The sequence below is a fragment of the Pseudoalteromonas sp. JC28 genome (genome assembly GCF_013319255.1).
Lineage (GTDB): Bacteria > Pseudomonadota > Gammaproteobacteria > Enterobacterales > Alteromonadaceae > Pseudoalteromonas.
Genome location: NZ_QOKX01000001.1, coordinates 676212 through 692311, shown reverse-complemented (window position 1 = coordinate 692311; position 16100 = coordinate 676212). Strand labels below are relative to the sequence as shown.

Below are 16100 nucleotides of genomic sequence, written 5' to 3'. Positions count from 1 at the left end.
TTGCATAATCTGGACACGAAAATGAGAACACTTGGGGTTGAAATTTCAGGCAGCGAAGCTCTGCTTTGTATGCTAACGAAAGAAGATGATGTTTTTGATATTAGAGACATTCGTCAGCGCCGCTTTACGTTAAGTAACCAAGGGACAGAACTTGATGAAATGCGCAAGTTCCAATTCGACTTTGCAAAACTAGTAGAAGATTACGGCGTAGATTCTATCGCCATTCGTCAGCGCCCACACAAAGGTAAATTCGCAGGTAGTGCGGCTGGTTTTAAAATGGAAGCTGCAATCCAGTTAATTTCAGGCGTGGACGTGCAGTTACTTTCTGGCACTGAAGTTAAAGAGCAATTAAAAAGAAACCCAATTCCTGTTGACTATGAAGACACTGGGTTGAAAAAGTTTCAAGAGCAAGCTTTCATCAATGCCTATGTTTATATTCTTCGTAAAACATACGGCAAAGAAGAATAATCATATCAAGGGCCAGCAGTTACTTAGCTACTGGCCTTTTTATTTGCTTCCACACTTCTCTCCCCTGTAAATAATTCAAATATAAAATACTTGTAAAAAATTTGCTTTTATTTGATTCAGCCCTCCGCGCTTTTATGCTATTAATATAACCGTAATAAACCGCAAGGAGTGGATTTAGGTGTTACCTCAACAGTATGGAAAAGCCGTTATTTTTAGCGCATGTTCGCTGATATCCGTAACAGCATTAGCAAATTCAAGCGCTAACCCTGCTTCTTTAATCTTTGGTGTTAACTCAGATAAACGTGTGTTTGAAAACACACGGTCACTCGAAAGCCAAATTCCAGTCAAAGGGCATTTAGATAGCAGCTCAGCAAACATTCAATATGCAGCAACTTATCATTCTATTGTCGGCAATTATTTTGAAGCAGAAAAACTCACCTCTGGGGTGATCAACCCAGATATGTTGCTAAACGATTATCGGCTAGTTCCTGCGCTAGAAATCATAGAACAAAAGGCTGCTGACACGCGTATCACTATGGTAAACGAGGCGTATCATAATGCTAAACACCGAGCGCTAACGATTGCCCTGTTGAAGCCTTTATATGAACAAGGCTATCGCTATCTTGCATTAGAAGCGCTTACCCCACAGGTAAGCGTTGAGCAGCAAATCAATAAACACGGCTTTACAACATATGAGCATGGGATCTACACCATGGAGGCGACTTACGCTAGCTTGATATTTGAAGCCAAATCGCTTGGCTACGAGATTATTAGTTACGATCACGACTCACAACAAGGTAGAGCCAAAGCCGCGGCTAAACACATAAAAGAAAAGGTATTTGATAACAATCGCGATGCAAAATTACTCGTTCACCTCGGATTTTTTCAACTAGATGAACAAAACCAACTGGCAAGTGAACTCAAGCAAACATTGAAAATTAATCCACTCACCGTTGATCAGGTTCGCTTATCTGAGGTTCAATCAGTGAGTGGCAATACTCCTTTGCTCCTCGCACGAGTAGCAAGCCAATCTCAGCACTACTCTTCAGACCCGCAAAGGTTTGATCTTTCTGTAACTTGGCCCAAAACCACTAAAATCAATAATAGGCCAAGTTGGCTCTCTTCAACGTTTGACTTACAACAACAATCACTCGGTGTATGTAAAAAGGTGTTTCCATGCTATTTAGAGCTGTCATTTTTTGTCGAGGAAGGTAATAAACTCGTCCCAATCGATAAAATTACAGTAGAAAAGCCACATGATCAGGTCTATTTAAAGCACTATTCTACGCCACTGACTTTGAGTAGCTATAATGCTGTCACTGGTGAGTTCATTACACAAAAACTACTCAACCAAAAACAACTATAATCATTCGTGCAAATTGAGCACCAATCTGTGACTCGCGCATTTCATACTATCAAGGTAGACTAGCTTCTGAACAAATTTAGGGATCATCCATGTATCGAGTATTTGAACGCTTTACCAAACCCTTTCCCGAGCAAGAAGTTGGTCAGCCACCACAAGGTTTGTTGGCTTTCTGTCGCTTCTATACTAAGGGAATGGAATTACCCTTGTTATTTATGTCGCTAAGTGCTGCGCTCCTCGCAATTTTGGAAGTAACATTATTTGGCTTTATGGGTGATTTAGTTGACTGGCTCTCCACTTATACACCACAAACTCTATTTGAAGCTAAACAAACCGAGTTAATTCGAATGTCTGTCATCACGTTAGTGGCGCTGCCACTGTTAGTCTTTTTTCACAGCGCCATTTTACATCAGAGTTTATTGGGTAATTACCCAATGGCTATTCGCTGGCAGGCACACCGCTACTTGCTAAAGCAGTCTATGACATTCTATCAAGACGAGTTTGCAGGGCGTATTGCAACTAAAGTGATGCAAACCGCCCTAGCCGTGCGCGAATCAGTCATGAAGCTACTCGATGTGCTGGTTTATATTTTAGTGTACTTCACCGCAATGCTCGCGCTTGTTGCAAGCAGTGATATACGTTTGATGATCCCCTTGGTTATTTGGCTTGGCTGCTATATCTGTTTCCAGTTTTATTTTGTTCCTAAACTAAAACGCGTTTCTAGTGAGCAGGCTGACGCGCGCTCAGAAATGACGGGAAGGATCGTTGATAGCTACACCAATATTTCAACCGTAAAGCTTTTCTCTTATACCAAACGAGAAGAAGAATATGCCAAAGACAGCATGGATGTGTTTATTCAACCTGTTTATAAGCAGATGCGCTTAGCAACTAGTTTAAACGTTAGTATTCAGGCCTTAAATTATCTGCTGGTATTTTCCGTTGCCGCGCTTTCAATCTACTTATGGTCATTTAATGCAATAACCGCTGGTGCAATCGCAATTACAGTGGGTTTAGCCTTACGACTAAATGGTATGGCGCAGTGGATAATGTGGGAAATTAGCGGCCTATTCGAAAATATTGGTACGGTTGCAGACGGCATGAACACACTCTCAAGACCGCTTGATATTGTTGACCAACAAACAGCGCCACAGTTAGATTTTAAAGCCGGAAAAATCGACTTTTGTAACACTACCTTCGCTTATAAGCGTAAAGATGCAGCGAGACAACATAACGTCATCGACAACTTGAACCTACATATCAAACCCGGCGAGAAAATTGGTGTAGTTGGCCGCTCAGGTGCGGGGAAGTCGACCTTAGTGAACTTATTACTGAGATTCTACGATACCGACGGCGGCAGCATCGAAATAGATGGCCAAAATATTGCGAAAGTAAAACAGGAAAGCTTAAGACGTCATATCGCCATGGTGACGCAAGATACTTCTTTGCTCCATCGCAGCGTGCGTGACAATATTCTTTATGGTCGCCCTGATGCATCAGAAGAAGAATTAATAGCCGCAACAAAAGAAGCGCAGGCTTACGATTTTATCCAAGATTTAGAAGACAGTCACGGTAATACTGGCTTTGACGCACAAGTAGGTGAACGCGGTGTGAAACTATCAGGTGGCCAACGCCAACGTATCGCCATTGCCCGTGTATTACTAAAAAATGCGCCAATTTTAATTTTAGACGAAGCCACTTCAGCCTTGGATTCTGAGGTTGAGCAAGCTATCCAAGAGAGCTTAGATGCACTGATGGAAGGTAAAACCGTTATAGCGATTGCCCATAGGTTATCCACGATTGCACAAATGGACAGATTAATCGTTATGGATGAAGGTCGGATAGTAGAAGAAGGAAGCCATCAATCCTTGCTAGCTTTAGGTGGTATTTACGCCAAACTGTGGTCGCATCAAACCGGTGGATTTATTGGCGTTGAGTAACGCCATTACAAAATAGCGAGACCGCCTTTTCAACTAATATATCAAGCTCTGCTTCTGGAAGCGGAGCTTGCCATTTTATTGCGCGTTCCCAATAGCCTAGCTTTTTCAGTGCGCCCCAAAAGTACGCTGCGGCAAAGTCCGCATCAAAACTACCAAGACACCCTGAATTCGCAGCATCTTCGAACCATTGGATCATCGCGGCTTCACAATGACTAAACTTTTCATTTAAATTCTGTGCTTGCTCAAAGCTACGCATCGATTCAATCATCACAATACGCGACAAACGCATATAATCCTCGTCATTCAACAAAGTCATTGCGCTTTTCGCAAGATGTTGCAGTTGCACTGAAAAGTCATAGTTTGGGATAAATTGTATCGCTGTTATCGGCTTAATTCGCTCAATTAACAGCTCAACAACGGCATCAAAGAGCTCGTCTTTGGTCGAGTAATGCTTGTATAACGTGCGCTTTGATACTTCCGCTGATTGACTAATCGACTCCATCGTCGTCGCCTGCAAGCCTTTTTGAGCGAACTCTTCTATCGCTGCACATAAAATTGACTGCTGTTTTGGTGAAAGTTGCGTCATTTACTTATTCTGTCTTTAATTAATAGTGGGAAAAGCGAGCCATTGATAGCTGCTACTCACATGGTCAGTTGTATACCGAGAATCACCTCTCTATACAGAGATAAGCCTTCTTCGTAATAAATCAACATTCCCTTTATTTTAATCAATAAAGTCGTTAATAAAAAGTACACATGATCGTATACCTAAATTGAAGAAAAGTACACGCAACCGTTTACCTTTTATTTCTTTAAGTATACACTACCGTTTACTTGTTTAATTGTCGAACAAATAGCCTTTACTTTGGTGTGGTTAAGGTATGAAATGAACTCACTTGACTGATTGCATCCAGTTGAGTGTGCGTTATTAAAGGCAAATTGCAAGGTAGTTCCCCGTCAAAGCCGGGGCAGCATAAAATGATAATATAGGAATTGGAGTGTTCATGTATCCAGCATCAATACGCAGTCGTGTTAAACACCTATCTTTTTTAATGCTCACGTTAGGCACTTTGTCAGCGTGTTCAGAAGCACCACAGCAAGGGGGCCATGCAATGCCACCTGCGCAAGTGAGTGTACAACAAGTTACTACTCAATCAGTGCCTTTCGATATCGAACTTCCGGCTACTCTCGCGGGTGATAAAGAAGTCGAAATTCGTTCTCGAGTTTCTGGGATCATCGAATCTCGCAACTTTGAGGAAGGTCAATTTGTAAAAGCTGGTCATTCATTATTCACCATCGAGCTTAAACCTTTTGAATTAGCGGTAGAAAAAGCGCAGGCAGCACTTCAGGCAGCAAAAGCAAACGTTGATCAAACTAAGCGCGAGAGCGAAAGGCTTGAGCGTTTGAAGAACGAGCGTTCAGTATCAAAGCGCGACTTTGATAACTCAGTATCGGCCTACGATATTGCAGTTGCGAATTTAGAATCTGCAAAAGTCGCATTGAGTGAAGCCAAGCTAGACCTTGAATACGCCAAAGTTGAAGCACCTGTTTCTGGTATTGTTGGTCGTGAACTGATGTCAGAAGGCAGTTATGTTTCTGGTCCGAGTGTACTATTAACTGAACTTACCGACATTAGCACCATTCGTGCTCGCTTCGGCTTTTCAGAGCGTGAGCAGCTAACAATGCGCCAAGATGTAGAAAATGGCTCATTGTCATTACCAGATCATAATGAATTTGATACCACGATTATTCTGCAAGACGGTTCACTATACGGACAAGCCGGTAAAGTAAACTTTAGCGACGTTCGGGTAAACCGCTTCACGGGTACCAGTGAGTTACAAGCTCGTATTCCTAATGAAAATGGCGAGTTAAGACCGGGTCAGTTTGTTCGAGTTAAACTCTCTGGTGCGGTACGCAATAACGCCATTGTACTTCCGCAAAGAGCGGTATTAGACAACGGCACGGGTAAATTTGTATACATTGCCACCAAAAATGAACAAGGCACAACCGTAGCCCTGCCTGCACCGGTCAAAGTTGGTGAGTGGGTCAAGCTTAATAATGAGAATATGTGGGTTATTCGCGAAGGCTTAAAAGAAGGTCAACCTGTCATCGTTGAAGGTATGGCGAGGATCTTCTTCCCTGGTATGCCAGTGTCTGTGAGCGAGCAAGGAGAATAATCTGATGTTCTCCAAATATTTCATAAACAGGCCTATTTTTGCCTTTGTTATCTCTATCGTAATAGTGCTTGCGGGGCTTGCTGCAATGCGCAGTTTGCCTGTTGCACAGTATCCCGAAATTGCACCACCTCAAGTTGAGGTACGTGCGGTATACCCTGGTGCATCAGCAGATGTATTAGAACAAACTGTTGCAACCCCTATCGAAAACGCGATTACGGGTGTTGAAGGCATGATGTACATGACATCAACCAGTACCAACTCTGGCGTAACGACGATCGCAGTTACTTTTGAGATTGGAACGGATGTTGATCAGGCTGCCGTAGATGTAAATAACCGGGTGAAGCAAGTAGAAGCTCGTCTCCCTGAAGAAACTAGACGCCAAGGCGTGGTGGTTCAAAAGACATCTTCTAACTTCTTACAAGTACACGCATTCTATTCGCCAGATGGTACTCGAGAAAGTCTCTGGACATCTAACTACGTCACCATGAATATCCTTGACCGCGTCAAACGCATTCCTGGTACGACCAATGTGCAGATCTTCGGTGCTAAAGATTATGCCATGCGTATTTGGTTGCGCCCGGATATTATGAGTCAACTGCAAGTCACAGCTGACGATATTGCGGGTGCAATTAGAGAGCAAAACTCTCAGTATGCTGCGGGTAGTATTGGTGCAACACCGACATCTCAAGACGCGCAATCGCTCGTTTATAGTGTCACCGCGAAAGGACGTTTATCGACGGCTGAAGAGTTCGAAAATATCATCGTTCGTGCAAACCCAGATGGCTCAACACTGCGCCTTAAGGATGTTGCTCGCGTAGAGCTTGGTTCTAAAGACTATAACTTCCAAGGTACTATTAACGGTAAGGAAGCGGTATTACTCGGTGTATTCTTACAACCGGGCGCGAATGCGCTTGACGTGGCTAAAGCAGTAGAGGCTGAAATTGAACAGATCAAACCTCAGTTCCCTACAGGCCTCGCTCACGTTAACTCTTACGACACCACACGCTTTGTAGAAGTCTCAATTCGAGAGGTGTTAAAAACGCTTGGTGAAGCAATGATCTTGGTATTCTTAGTGGTTTACCTGTTCTTGCAAAACTGGCGTGCAACGCTAATTCCAACGCTTGCAGTTCCGGTCTCGTTACTTGGTACATTTGCAGGTCTCTATATGCTCGGTTACTCGATTAACACACTTACGCTGTTCGGCATGGTGTTATCGATTGGTATCGTGGTAGATGACGCCATCGTAGTACTTGAGAATGTCGAGCGTATTATGCATGAGCAAGGCTTGCAGGCTAGAGAAGCCGCAGTTAAAGCGATGCAAGAAGTAAGCGGCCCCGTAGTCGCGATTGTATTGGTATTGTGTTCGGTGTTTGTACCTATCGCTTTCCTAGGCGGGTTAACAGGCGAACTATTCCGTCAATTTGCGATCACAATCTCCATCTCTGTAAGTTTATCCGGTGTGGTTGCACTGACGATGACGCCTGCACTTTGTGTATTGCTGCTTAAGCACGAGCACAAACAGGATGCCAAGTTTTTCTTGTGGTTCAATGACTGGTTCCATCGTGTAACCGGACGCTATGTTGGTGCGGTTAGCTTTATGGTTCGCCGTGGTTTTGTAGGCCTAACCTTAATGGTAGCGATGATTGGTGCAACGGTATTCCTGTGGCAAAAAACACCAAGCTCGTTGGTACCAGATGAAGACCAAGGTTACTATATGATAGCGGTGTTCTTGCCTGATGGCTCTTCGTTAGAGCGCACTGCTAAAGTGGCCGATGAAGTGATAGCTGCAGCGAAGTCAAACCCAGCTAACGAAAACGTCGTGGCGTTTACGGGGATGGACTTCATCGGTGGTGGCTTCAAAAATAGCGCGGCGACTATGTTCGTGACGCAAACACATTGGGATGAACGCGATGTGTCGGCGAAGGAACTTGTTGGTGAGTTATTTATGAAAACCGCGCATATTAACGAAGCATTAGTGCTGGCGTTTAACCCACCGCCAATTTTCGGCTTGGGTACAACAGGCGGATTTGAAGTCTTCTTGCAAAATAAAGGCGGCTCTGATCCCGCTAAATTGAAGCAAGGCATGCAGATGATCATGGCCGAGGCGCAGAAGAGCCCTATCCTTACAGGCATTCAAACGCTATGGCGTCCTGATGCACCACAGCTAAAAGTGCATATGGATCGTGAACAAGCGCGTGCCATGGGGGTTAATATCAATTCTGCGTTTAACGCACTTGCAGCCAATTTAGGTAATTACTACGTCAACGACTTCAATAAATTTGGTCGTGCATGGCAAGTGATTATGTCCGCTGAAGCCGAGTTTAGAATGACACCGGAAGATGTTGGCCGCATTTATGTGAAAAACAATCGTGGCGAAATGGTACCAATTTCTGCATTTACGGATGTTGAGTATAGTCGCGGCCCGGAAACCATGAATCGTTACAATAACTTATCTGCAGTTAAGTTAATGGGCGAAGCAGCACCTGGCTACAGCTCAGGTCAAGCTATCGCGGAGTTTGAGCGTATCGCCAACAAAGTGCTACCACCAGATATGACTTACGAGTGGACGGGTTCCGCGTTCCAAGAAAAGCAAAACTCTGGCACAACCGGTATTGCACTCGGTATGGCCGTGATCATGGTATTTTTGATCCTCGCAGCACTTTATGAGCGCTGGTCATTGCCATTCTCGGTTATGTTAGCGCTACCGTTTGGTACTTTTGGTGCATTGGTCTCAATCTGGATCGCTGGGCTAACCAACGACGTTTACTTCCAAATCGGTTTGGTTACCTTACTTGGCCTTGCCAGTAAAAATGCCATTCTTATTGTCGAGTACGCACTCATGAAGTATCAAGAAGGATGGAGTCCAGCAACTGCAGCCCTTGAAGCGGCAAGACTGCGTTTTAGACCTATTATCATGACTTCACTTGCTTTCATACTTGGTGTAGTTCCACTGGTGATGAGTTCTGGAGCTGGCGCAGGAGCAAGACACAGTGTGGGTACTGGCGTAATGGGTGGTATGCTCTCGGCTACCTTCCTCGCAGTATTCTTCTTGCCACTATTCTTCTATTGGCTAATGGCAAGACGGATGTCAGAGAAGCGTTCTAAGCAAGAACTTTCAGATGAAATCGCGAAGCATCATAAAGATGAGCATGTCGATACAGATGAAGGATTAGCTTAATAACATCCCTTAAGTGAAACCACAAAACGCCTGAATTTTCAGGCGTTTTTTATACCCCAAAAAAGCTAATCTTGACCTTTCCACTACCTCACCATCACACACTTTATCACTAGCCATTAGTCGTAATTTCATGCTTTTCGTCCAAATGCACTTGATTTTGTCGACAATTAGGTTATCACTGATAAAGCATAATGATAAAAACTAGAGATCAACAGCAAGGACAAGATATGACAACAGAGAGCCAATTAATAAATGCAAGTGCACTTACAAAGAGTTACTTCAAAGGCCCCCAAGTAGCACCGCTTACTCAACTCACCATAGGGCAATACCTAGAAGATATTGTCGACAATTATCCAGAAAGAGAAGCCATTGTTGTCTCTCATCAATCTGTTCGCTTAAATTATCGTGAGTATCTCGCCAAAATAAATCAACTTGCCGCAAGCCTTTTAGCTGTGGGCATACAACCAGGGGATAGAGTTGGGATTTGGTCTCCAAACAATCTTGAATGGAGTCTAGTGCAATTTGCAACCGCTAAAATTGGCGCGATCATGGTGTGCATTAACCCAGCTTATCGTCCAAGCGAGCTTGAATACGTGCTAAACAACGTTGAGTGTAAGATGTTAGTTATGGCGAAATCATTTAAACATAGCCATTACGTTGACATGATAAGAGAGCTGGCACCAGAATCTTATGACTGTATGTTTGGCGAATTATCTTCACAGCGCCTTCCCTCTCTCAAACAGATTGTGCTGATTGACGAAGATATTGAACCCGGTCTTATGAATTTCAGCACCCTGTTATCTAAAGCTAATGATGCCCACTATCTTGAGGCAAATGCGATTGCAGCCAACCTCAGTGCCAGCGACGCAATCAATATTCAATTCACTTCAGGTACTACAGGCAACCCGAAAGGCGCCACCCTCACCCACAATAATATCCTCAATAACGGATTACTCGTCGCCAATGCTATGAAGCTCACAGAGCAAGACAAGCTTTGTATTCCCGTGCCGCTTTATCATTGTTTTGGTATGGTACTCGGTAATCTCGTTTGTATCAGTAAAGGGGCGTGCGCTGTATTCCCTAACGATAGCTTTGATCCGCTTGTCACCTTAGAAGTTGTTGAACGAGAAAAGTGCACTGGGCTTCACGGTGTACCAACAATGTTTATCGCACAATTAGAGCACTCAGACTTTACACAGTTTGATCTATCTTCGCTGCGCACTGGGGTGATGGCAGGCTCTACCTGCCCTGAAAAGGTCATGCGCCAAGTACAAACCCAAATGCATATGACCGATGTACTAATTGGTTACGGGCAAACCGAGTGCAGCCCAATCAATAATATTACCGAAATCGATTCGCCTGTTGAGAAACGCGTGCAGACTGTTGGTCGCGCTATGCCACATACCGAGGTCAAAATTATTGACGAGCTAGGACATATTGCCCCAATTGGTACGCCTGGTGAAGTATGTGCCCGAGGATATTGCGTAATGAAAGGCTATTGGCAAGACCCAGAAAAAACGGCGGCAACTATTGATAGCGATGGCTGGCTACATTCTGGCGATTTAGGGGTAATGGACAACGAAGGGTTCGTCAGTATCGTCGGCCGCATAAAAGACATGATCATTCGCGGTGGCGAGAATATTTACCCCAGAGAAATTGAGGAAGTGCTTTATCATCATCATGATATTCAAGACGCCGCTGTATTTGGGATCAAAGACGAAAAATATGGTGAGGAAGTATGTGTTTGGGTTCAACTTAAGCCCGGACACTATATTTCGGAAGAGGATATTCGTATATTTTTAAAAGATAAACTCGCCTATTTCAAAGTCCCAAAACATATCAAGCTCGTTGAAAATTATCCGATGACAGTCACAGGCAAGCTACAAAAGTTCAAAATGCGAGAGCAAATGGAAAGTGAGCTTGATGCATTTGCCGAATCTCAGTAACTAAGATGAGTAAGTGGTGAGCAATATCCTAGCTCACCACTTACGTAGCTCTTACAACGCGTTTGAAAACTTTGCTCTGTAAAAATCACAACCACCGCTAAGCTACTACTCAACTAATTGTTTAAATTGAATTTTTCTTTGGTTCATTTCTTGCTATTAGTTTCTAAATTTTATATGAAGGAAACGAGCAATGACCAAGTGTCCATTAACCACCACAGCTGGTAATCCAATCGCCGATAATCAAAATAGTCTTACCGCAGGTCCTAGAGGCCCATTATTGGTTGAGGATTACCAGTTAATCGAAAAACTGGCGCATCAAAATAGAGAACGTATTCCAGAGCGTACCGTGCATGCTAAAGGATGGGGTGCGTTTGGAACATTTACGGTAACAAACGATATAAGCCGATATACCAAGGCAAAGCTATTTGCTGAGGTTGGTAAGCAAACCGACATTCTGATGCGCTTTTCAACAGTAGCCGGTGAAAAAGGGGCTGCCGATGCGGAGCGTGACGTAAGAGGTTTCTCGATAAAGTTTTACACTGATGAAGGAAATTGGGATTTAGTTGGTAATAATACCCCCGTATTTTTTGTCCGTGATCCGTATAAATTCCCAGATTTTATTCACACCCAAAAGCGCCACCCAAAAACCAACCTGCGTTCCAACACCGCGCAATGGGATTTTTGGTCACTGTCGCCAGAAAGCCTGCATCAAGTATTGATTTTAATGTCTGACCGTGGCTTGCCAACGGATGTGAGACATATGAATGGCTATGGCTCTCATACCTTTAGTTTGATTAACGAGGAAAACCAAAGAGTTTGGGTGAAGTTTCATATGAAAACCCAACAAGGCCACCAGCATCATACCGATGAAGAGTCAAAATCAGTAATTGGCGAAAGCAGAGAGAGTTTTCAAGAGGACTTGCTTGAGGCCATAGAGCGCGGAAATTATCCGAAATGGGATATGAAAATTCAAGTGATGACTGAAGCGCAAGCAAAACAGTTCCAACACAATCCGTTTGATTTAACCAAAGTCTGGCCGCATGGCGACTTTCCACTCATCGATGTTGGCACTCTCGAATTAAATCGCGTACCAGACAATTATTTTGCTGAGATAGAACAAGCCGCATTTAGTCCGTCTAACGTGGTATCTGGCATTGGATTTTCTCCGGATAAAATGTTGCAAGCACGCATTTTCTCCTATGCCGATGCTCACCGCTACCGACTCGGTACGCATTATGAGGCATTACCTGTTAATCGCCCAAAATGCCCTGTGCATCATTACCACAAAGACGGTGCAATGCGGTTCTTTAATAATGAACCTGGTGGTAACGAAGATGCTTACTACGAGCCTAACTCGATGGGAGGCCCAAAAGAGAGCCCAGAGTATAAACGCCCTGCTCTTGAGCTTGAAGGAATGGCGGATAGATACGACCACCGCAAAGACAATGATGATTTTTCACAGCCTCGTGCCCTATATTGCCTATTTGATGATGCCCAAAAACAGCGCTTGTACGGCAACATAGCACGCGCTATGGAGGGTGTACCTGAATATATCATTGAACGCCAACTTGGGTTATTTAAATCTGTTCACGAAGAACTTGAAGCCGGTGTTAGAACGGCACTGAGTCAATAAGGTTAACTGCCTAGTCTGAACAAATAGCTAGCACCTGAAGTGCTAGCTATTAAACGGCTAAATTTGTGACCATGCCTTTTTGGTTCCAAGCGCGTAAGCCCCTCCTATTACCAAACAAATTGAGGAACTCATCAGCCAAAACGTCATGCTGTTATCTGGGATCGTTGGCATGATAAAAACAAACCCAATTCCCCTTATTAAAAAGATTGCACTTATTACACACAGGGCGATTTTAAGCATAGGTAATTGTCGGATCCGTTTCGCCCCTGAAAACGCATAGCATGACCAGAGCAGTAAAATCGTAGCGATAACGGCAGTGACAATGTGCGGATAAATAAGCCCCTGTTCGGCCATAGTAGCCATTTCCTCGCCCGCACCAAAAAAGCGATACCAAGGCGCGCCAAAGATAATGCAGCCAATGTGCGCCACTGCCGCAATGGCTGTACACACACCCGCGAAGAGTAAAAAGTGGTTGGTCGTTTGAGTTTTCGTGTTCAAGTTCATTTCCCTATATTGTCAACTTGCTTGAGTATCGCTGCTCTGCCGCTGCCTGTCGATAGATATGCGCTCAACCAATATTATCTGTGGGTCGTGATTTATCACGACAAATGATTTCCGCCGCCTAAGGTACGGCATTAAAACCAAAAAGATCGCGGGTGAACCCGCTCCCACCTGATATGGGTAAGTGTTATTACAACGCTATGTTTTTGGTGCAACGAGGGGTAGATCAAACTGGACCATTAGACCACCTTTCTCGCGATTAAAGAGTTTAAGTTGTCCACCATGGGCAATCGCGACTTCATTACAAATACTCAGCCCTATGCCTGTGCCACTGGGTTTAGTAGAAAAAAACGGCAGTACTGCGTTTGCTAGCTTTTCTTCTTCCATTCCTACACCTCTGTCAACAACCACGACTATCAGGCGTTGATAATCAACCAGCAGCTTCACGCCTATTTCATCTATCTTAGATCCTGACTCATGGGCGTTTTTAACCAAATTAATCATCACCTGCTCTACCTGTATGGGATCAAAAAAAGCGCGCTCCACAGGAAGTGGTGCCAGCAGAGTAAAGTCATAAAGCTTATTTACGGTATCAAGTAAGGGCTGCAAGGGTTGCTCTGAAATATTAGGAGCCGGTAATCTCGCAAATTCGCTATATTTAGCGACAAACTCACTCAAGTTTTCGGTGCGGCGATTAATGGTTGCCAGCATATCAGGCAACAACTGGACTAGGGTATGATTTTGTTCTTTAGCACTGCGCTCAACAATCGTATTTGCGGAGTTAGTCAACGAAGAAATAGGCGCTAATGAATTATTGAGTTCATGACTGATAAGGCGGATCGCATTTTTCCAAAGCCCTACTTCTTGACGGCTCATTTCGCTAGATAAGTTTTGACACATTAACAATACATGTGGCTGGTGGTTGAGCGTTATGCTCTGCCTTGAAAAGTAATAGCTCTGCTTTTCATCATTGGCTTGAAAGGTCACAAACCCAGATTCTTTTTGTAGCAAAATAGTTTGCAGCTTAGGATCTGCATTCGCGATGGCATGGTGAAGCACAAGGCCACTTAACGACTTGTTGTTATTGAGTAACTTGCCGGCTTTGTCGTTGGCATATACAACCTGATCAAACTGATTTAACAGTAAAATCGACACCGGCGACACCTGCAAAATAGTATCGAGTAGTAACTCCCTTTGGCTGGTGGCGTGGCGCTGCTTTTTTAATGTTGTCGATAAACGATTATATTCCAAAATTAGATCAGACATTTCTATGCTTTCAAAATGCGTAATTTGAACTGAAAAGTCTTGATCTTTAAAACTGCGGATCCCGTCCGTTAAGCAATCTATGATCCGTTGTTGGCGAGAGAAAAAGTAACTGATACCGACAATGCCTACTACCGCCGCAACAATTAGCCCCAGTGGAATTGCCAGAGTAAATGGTATTGCAAATAAAGCTGCCAGCCATAGAATAGCCGCAAACACCAATAGTGATACAAATAGGCATGCAGACACCGCTGCTTGAAGAGACACCGTCATTTTAAACCAAACTTCTCCATTCTCCGGTATAGTGCTTGCCGACTTAATCCAAGCTTTCTTGCGGCTTTACTGACTACGCCATCAGCGCTGTCTAATGCAGCTTCGATATCTGCTTGTGTATATTCAAGCGGCTCTTCATGTTGTGGTATTTGAATTGCTAAATGCTCACACTCAATTTCTTGCCTGGGGCTCAGCAACACAGCACGACCTATGGTGTTTTCAAGCTCCCTGACATTTCCAGGCCAAGTATGATGCTTTAACTGCTTCATTGCTGCGTTACTCAAACTCTTATTGCTAGGTAAAAAGTGATCCACTAACACGGCAATATCTTCTTTTCGCTCAGATAGTGGCGGCAATTTAAGCTCAATCATATTGATCCGATAATACAAGTCTTCTCTAAAAGTACCTGCGCGAATGGCCTCTGGTAAATTACTGTTGGTAGCACTTATCACCCTAACGCTCGCCTTTTTGGTCACGTTACTGCCAACGCGCTCAAACTCGCCGCTTTGTAAAACCCTTAGCAATTTTTGTTGCCCTGTCAAAGACAAGTTGCCGATTTCATCCAAAAACAAAGTGCCACCATCGGCGGCTTCAAAACGTCCAGCCCTCGATTTTTGTGCACCTGTATAAGCACCACTTTCAACCCCAAATAACTCGGCCTCAATGAGGTCCGCCGGAATGGCCCCCGCATTCACTTTAATAAAGGGTTTATGTTTATAGCTGCTATTGGCTTGCACGATTTCTGCAATTTTCTCTTTACCAGCGCCGTTTGGTCCTGTGATCAGAATTGGCGCGTCGGAGTGCGCAACCTGCGTCGCCATTTCAAGCAAGCTCAACATGGCAGGATCGGCAACCACCACACCACACAGGTCGTATTGCGCTTTTAGCTTTTGTAACCTGGCGTTGCGCTGATTAGCAGCGCTACTTACTTGCTCTTGTAGTTCTCGCATTTCGAGCAAGTTTTTCACTGAGGTGACGAGTTTATGGTCTTTCCAAGGTTTGGCTAAGTAGTCTGCCGCACCATCTTTAATAAGCTCCACCGCCATTTCAAGATTTGTCCAAGCGGTCAGTAAGATGATGGGTAAGTCTGGCTCTAAATCTCGAATGGCTTTATACAGGGCTTTACCTTCCACGCCGCTGGTGGTGTCTCGGGTAAAATTCATATCTTGAATAACTAAGTCGAACTGTTTGCTACGAACCTTCTCTAGGCCCAGCTGCGGAGAGGTAACACCTTCACACGGAATATCATTGAGCAACAAAAGGACTTTAATGGCTTGAATTACATCCGGATTATCGTCAATTACCAATACACTCATGAACGCTTTTGATCCTAATTTGTAGATTTAGCCCCTTTCGGGGCT

Annotated in this window: 11 protein-coding genes; 7 read left to right on the top strand and 4 right to left on the bottom strand. The window is 44.0% G+C overall.

What is annotated here, in order from left to right:
* Positions 1–21: 21 nt before the first annotated feature.
* From DS891_RS03000 to DS891_RS02990, 3 genes are all read left to right on the top strand, one after another.
* The gene (locus DS891_RS03000; protein WP_010604871.1) at positions 22–468 is read left to right on the top strand and encodes a DUF3010 family protein; all 447 of its coding nucleotides are present in this window, start codon (positions 22–24) and stop codon (positions 466–468) included.
* Between the two features lie 178 nt (positions 469–646).
* Complete coding sequence (locus tag DS891_RS02995; RefSeq protein WP_174168808.1) at positions 647–1834, top strand: hypothetical protein; 1188 nt, start codon at positions 647–649, stop codon at positions 1832–1834.
* Between the two features lie 89 nt (positions 1835–1923).
* Positions 1924–3768 carry an ABC transporter ATP-binding protein gene (locus DS891_RS02990; RefSeq protein WP_102056876.1) on the top strand — a complete coding sequence of 615 codons (1845 nt, stop codon included), beginning with the start codon at positions 1924–1926 and terminating at the stop codon, positions 3766–3768.
* Here the strand turns inward: DS891_RS02990 and DS891_RS02985 are convergent.
* Positions 3752–4354, bottom strand: a complete 603-nt coding sequence (locus DS891_RS02985; RefSeq protein WP_010604874.1) for a TetR/AcrR family transcriptional regulator — start codon at positions 4352–4354, stop codon at positions 3752–3754. The genes DS891_RS02990 and DS891_RS02985 overlap by 17 nt on opposite strands.
* A 418-nt stretch (positions 4355–4772) precedes the next feature.
* Between DS891_RS02985 and DS891_RS02980 the strand changes: the two genes are divergently transcribed.
* The 4 genes from DS891_RS02980 (at position 4773) to DS891_RS02965 (ending at position 12702) form a co-directional block, all read left to right on the top strand.
* Complete coding sequence (locus DS891_RS02980) at positions 4773–5945, top strand: efflux RND transporter periplasmic adaptor subunit (RefSeq protein ID WP_102056877.1); 1173 nt, start codon at positions 4773–4775, stop codon at positions 5943–5945.
* A 4-nt stretch (positions 5946–5949) separates the two neighbouring features.
* Positions 5950–9123 carry an efflux RND transporter permease subunit gene (locus tag DS891_RS02975; RefSeq protein ID WP_010604876.1) on the top strand — a complete coding sequence of 1058 codons (3174 nt, stop codon included), beginning with the start codon at positions 5950–5952 and terminating at the stop codon, positions 9121–9123.
* A 227-nt stretch (positions 9124–9350) separates the two neighbouring features.
* Positions 9351–11069, top strand: coding sequence for an AMP-binding protein (locus DS891_RS02970; protein ID WP_174168807.1), 1719 nt, complete (start codon positions 9351–9353; stop codon positions 11067–11069).
* A 190-nt stretch (positions 11070–11259) separates the two neighbouring features.
* Positions 11260–12702, top strand: a complete 1443-nt coding sequence (locus DS891_RS02965) for a catalase (protein WP_174168806.1) — start codon at positions 11260–11262, stop codon at positions 12700–12702.
* Between the two features lie 57 nt (positions 12703–12759).
* Here the strand turns inward: DS891_RS02965 and DS891_RS02960 are convergent, their stop codons facing one another.
* From DS891_RS02960 to DS891_RS02950, 3 genes are all read right to left on the bottom strand, one after another.
* Positions 12760–13206: a hypothetical protein gene (locus DS891_RS02960; RefSeq protein WP_174168805.1), complete on the bottom strand. Its 447-nt coding sequence runs from the start codon at positions 13204–13206 to the stop codon at positions 12760–12762.
* A gap of 195 nt (positions 13207–13401) precedes the next feature.
* A complete protein-coding gene (locus DS891_RS02955; protein ID WP_174168804.1) occupies positions 13402–14739 on the bottom strand; it encodes a PAS domain-containing sensor histidine kinase in 1338 nt (445 codons plus the stop codon).
* Positions 14736–16055 carry a sigma-54 dependent transcriptional regulator gene (locus tag DS891_RS02950; protein WP_174168803.1) on the bottom strand — a complete coding sequence of 440 codons (1320 nt, stop codon included), beginning with the start codon at positions 16053–16055 and terminating at the stop codon, positions 14736–14738. Before DS891_RS02950 ends, DS891_RS02955 begins: the two co-directional genes overlap by 4 nt.
* Positions 16056–16100: the final 45 nt, after the last annotated feature.

Excerpts from the sequence above, each read along its gene's own strand:
- DS891_RS03000 (WP_010604871.1), top strand. The coding sequence starts at position 22 with ATGAGAACACTTGGGGTTGAAATTTCAGGCAGCGAAGCTCTGCTTTGT.
- DS891_RS02990 (WP_102056876.1), top strand. The coding sequence starts at position 1,924 with ATGTATCGAGTATTTGAACGCTTTACCAAACCCTTTCCCGAGCAAGAA.
- DS891_RS02985 (WP_010604874.1), bottom strand. The coding sequence starts at position 4,354 with ATGACGCAACTTTCACCAAAACAGCAGTCAATTTTATGTGCAGCGATA.
- DS891_RS02980 (WP_102056877.1), top strand. The coding sequence starts at position 4,773 with ATGTATCCAGCATCAATACGCAGTCGTGTTAAACACCTATCTTTTTTA.
- DS891_RS02975 (WP_010604876.1), top strand. The coding sequence starts at position 5,950 with ATGTTCTCCAAATATTTCATAAACAGGCCTATTTTTGCCTTTGTTATC.
- DS891_RS02970 (WP_174168807.1), top strand. The coding sequence starts at position 9,351 with ATGACAACAGAGAGCCAATTAATAAATGCAAGTGCACTTACAAAGAGT.
- DS891_RS02965 (WP_174168806.1), top strand. The coding sequence starts at position 11,260 with ATGACCAAGTGTCCATTAACCACCACAGCTGGTAATCCAATCGCCGAT.
- DS891_RS02960 (WP_174168805.1), bottom strand. The coding sequence starts at position 13,206 with ATGAACTTGAACACGAAAACTCAAACGACCAACCACTTTTTACTCTTC.
- DS891_RS02955 (WP_174168804.1), bottom strand. The coding sequence starts at position 14,739 with ATGACGGTGTCTCTTCAAGCAGCGGTGTCTGCATGCCTATTTGTATCA.
- DS891_RS02950 (WP_174168803.1), bottom strand. The coding sequence starts at position 16,055 with ATGAGTGTATTGGTAATTGACGATAATCCGGATGTAATTCAAGCCATT.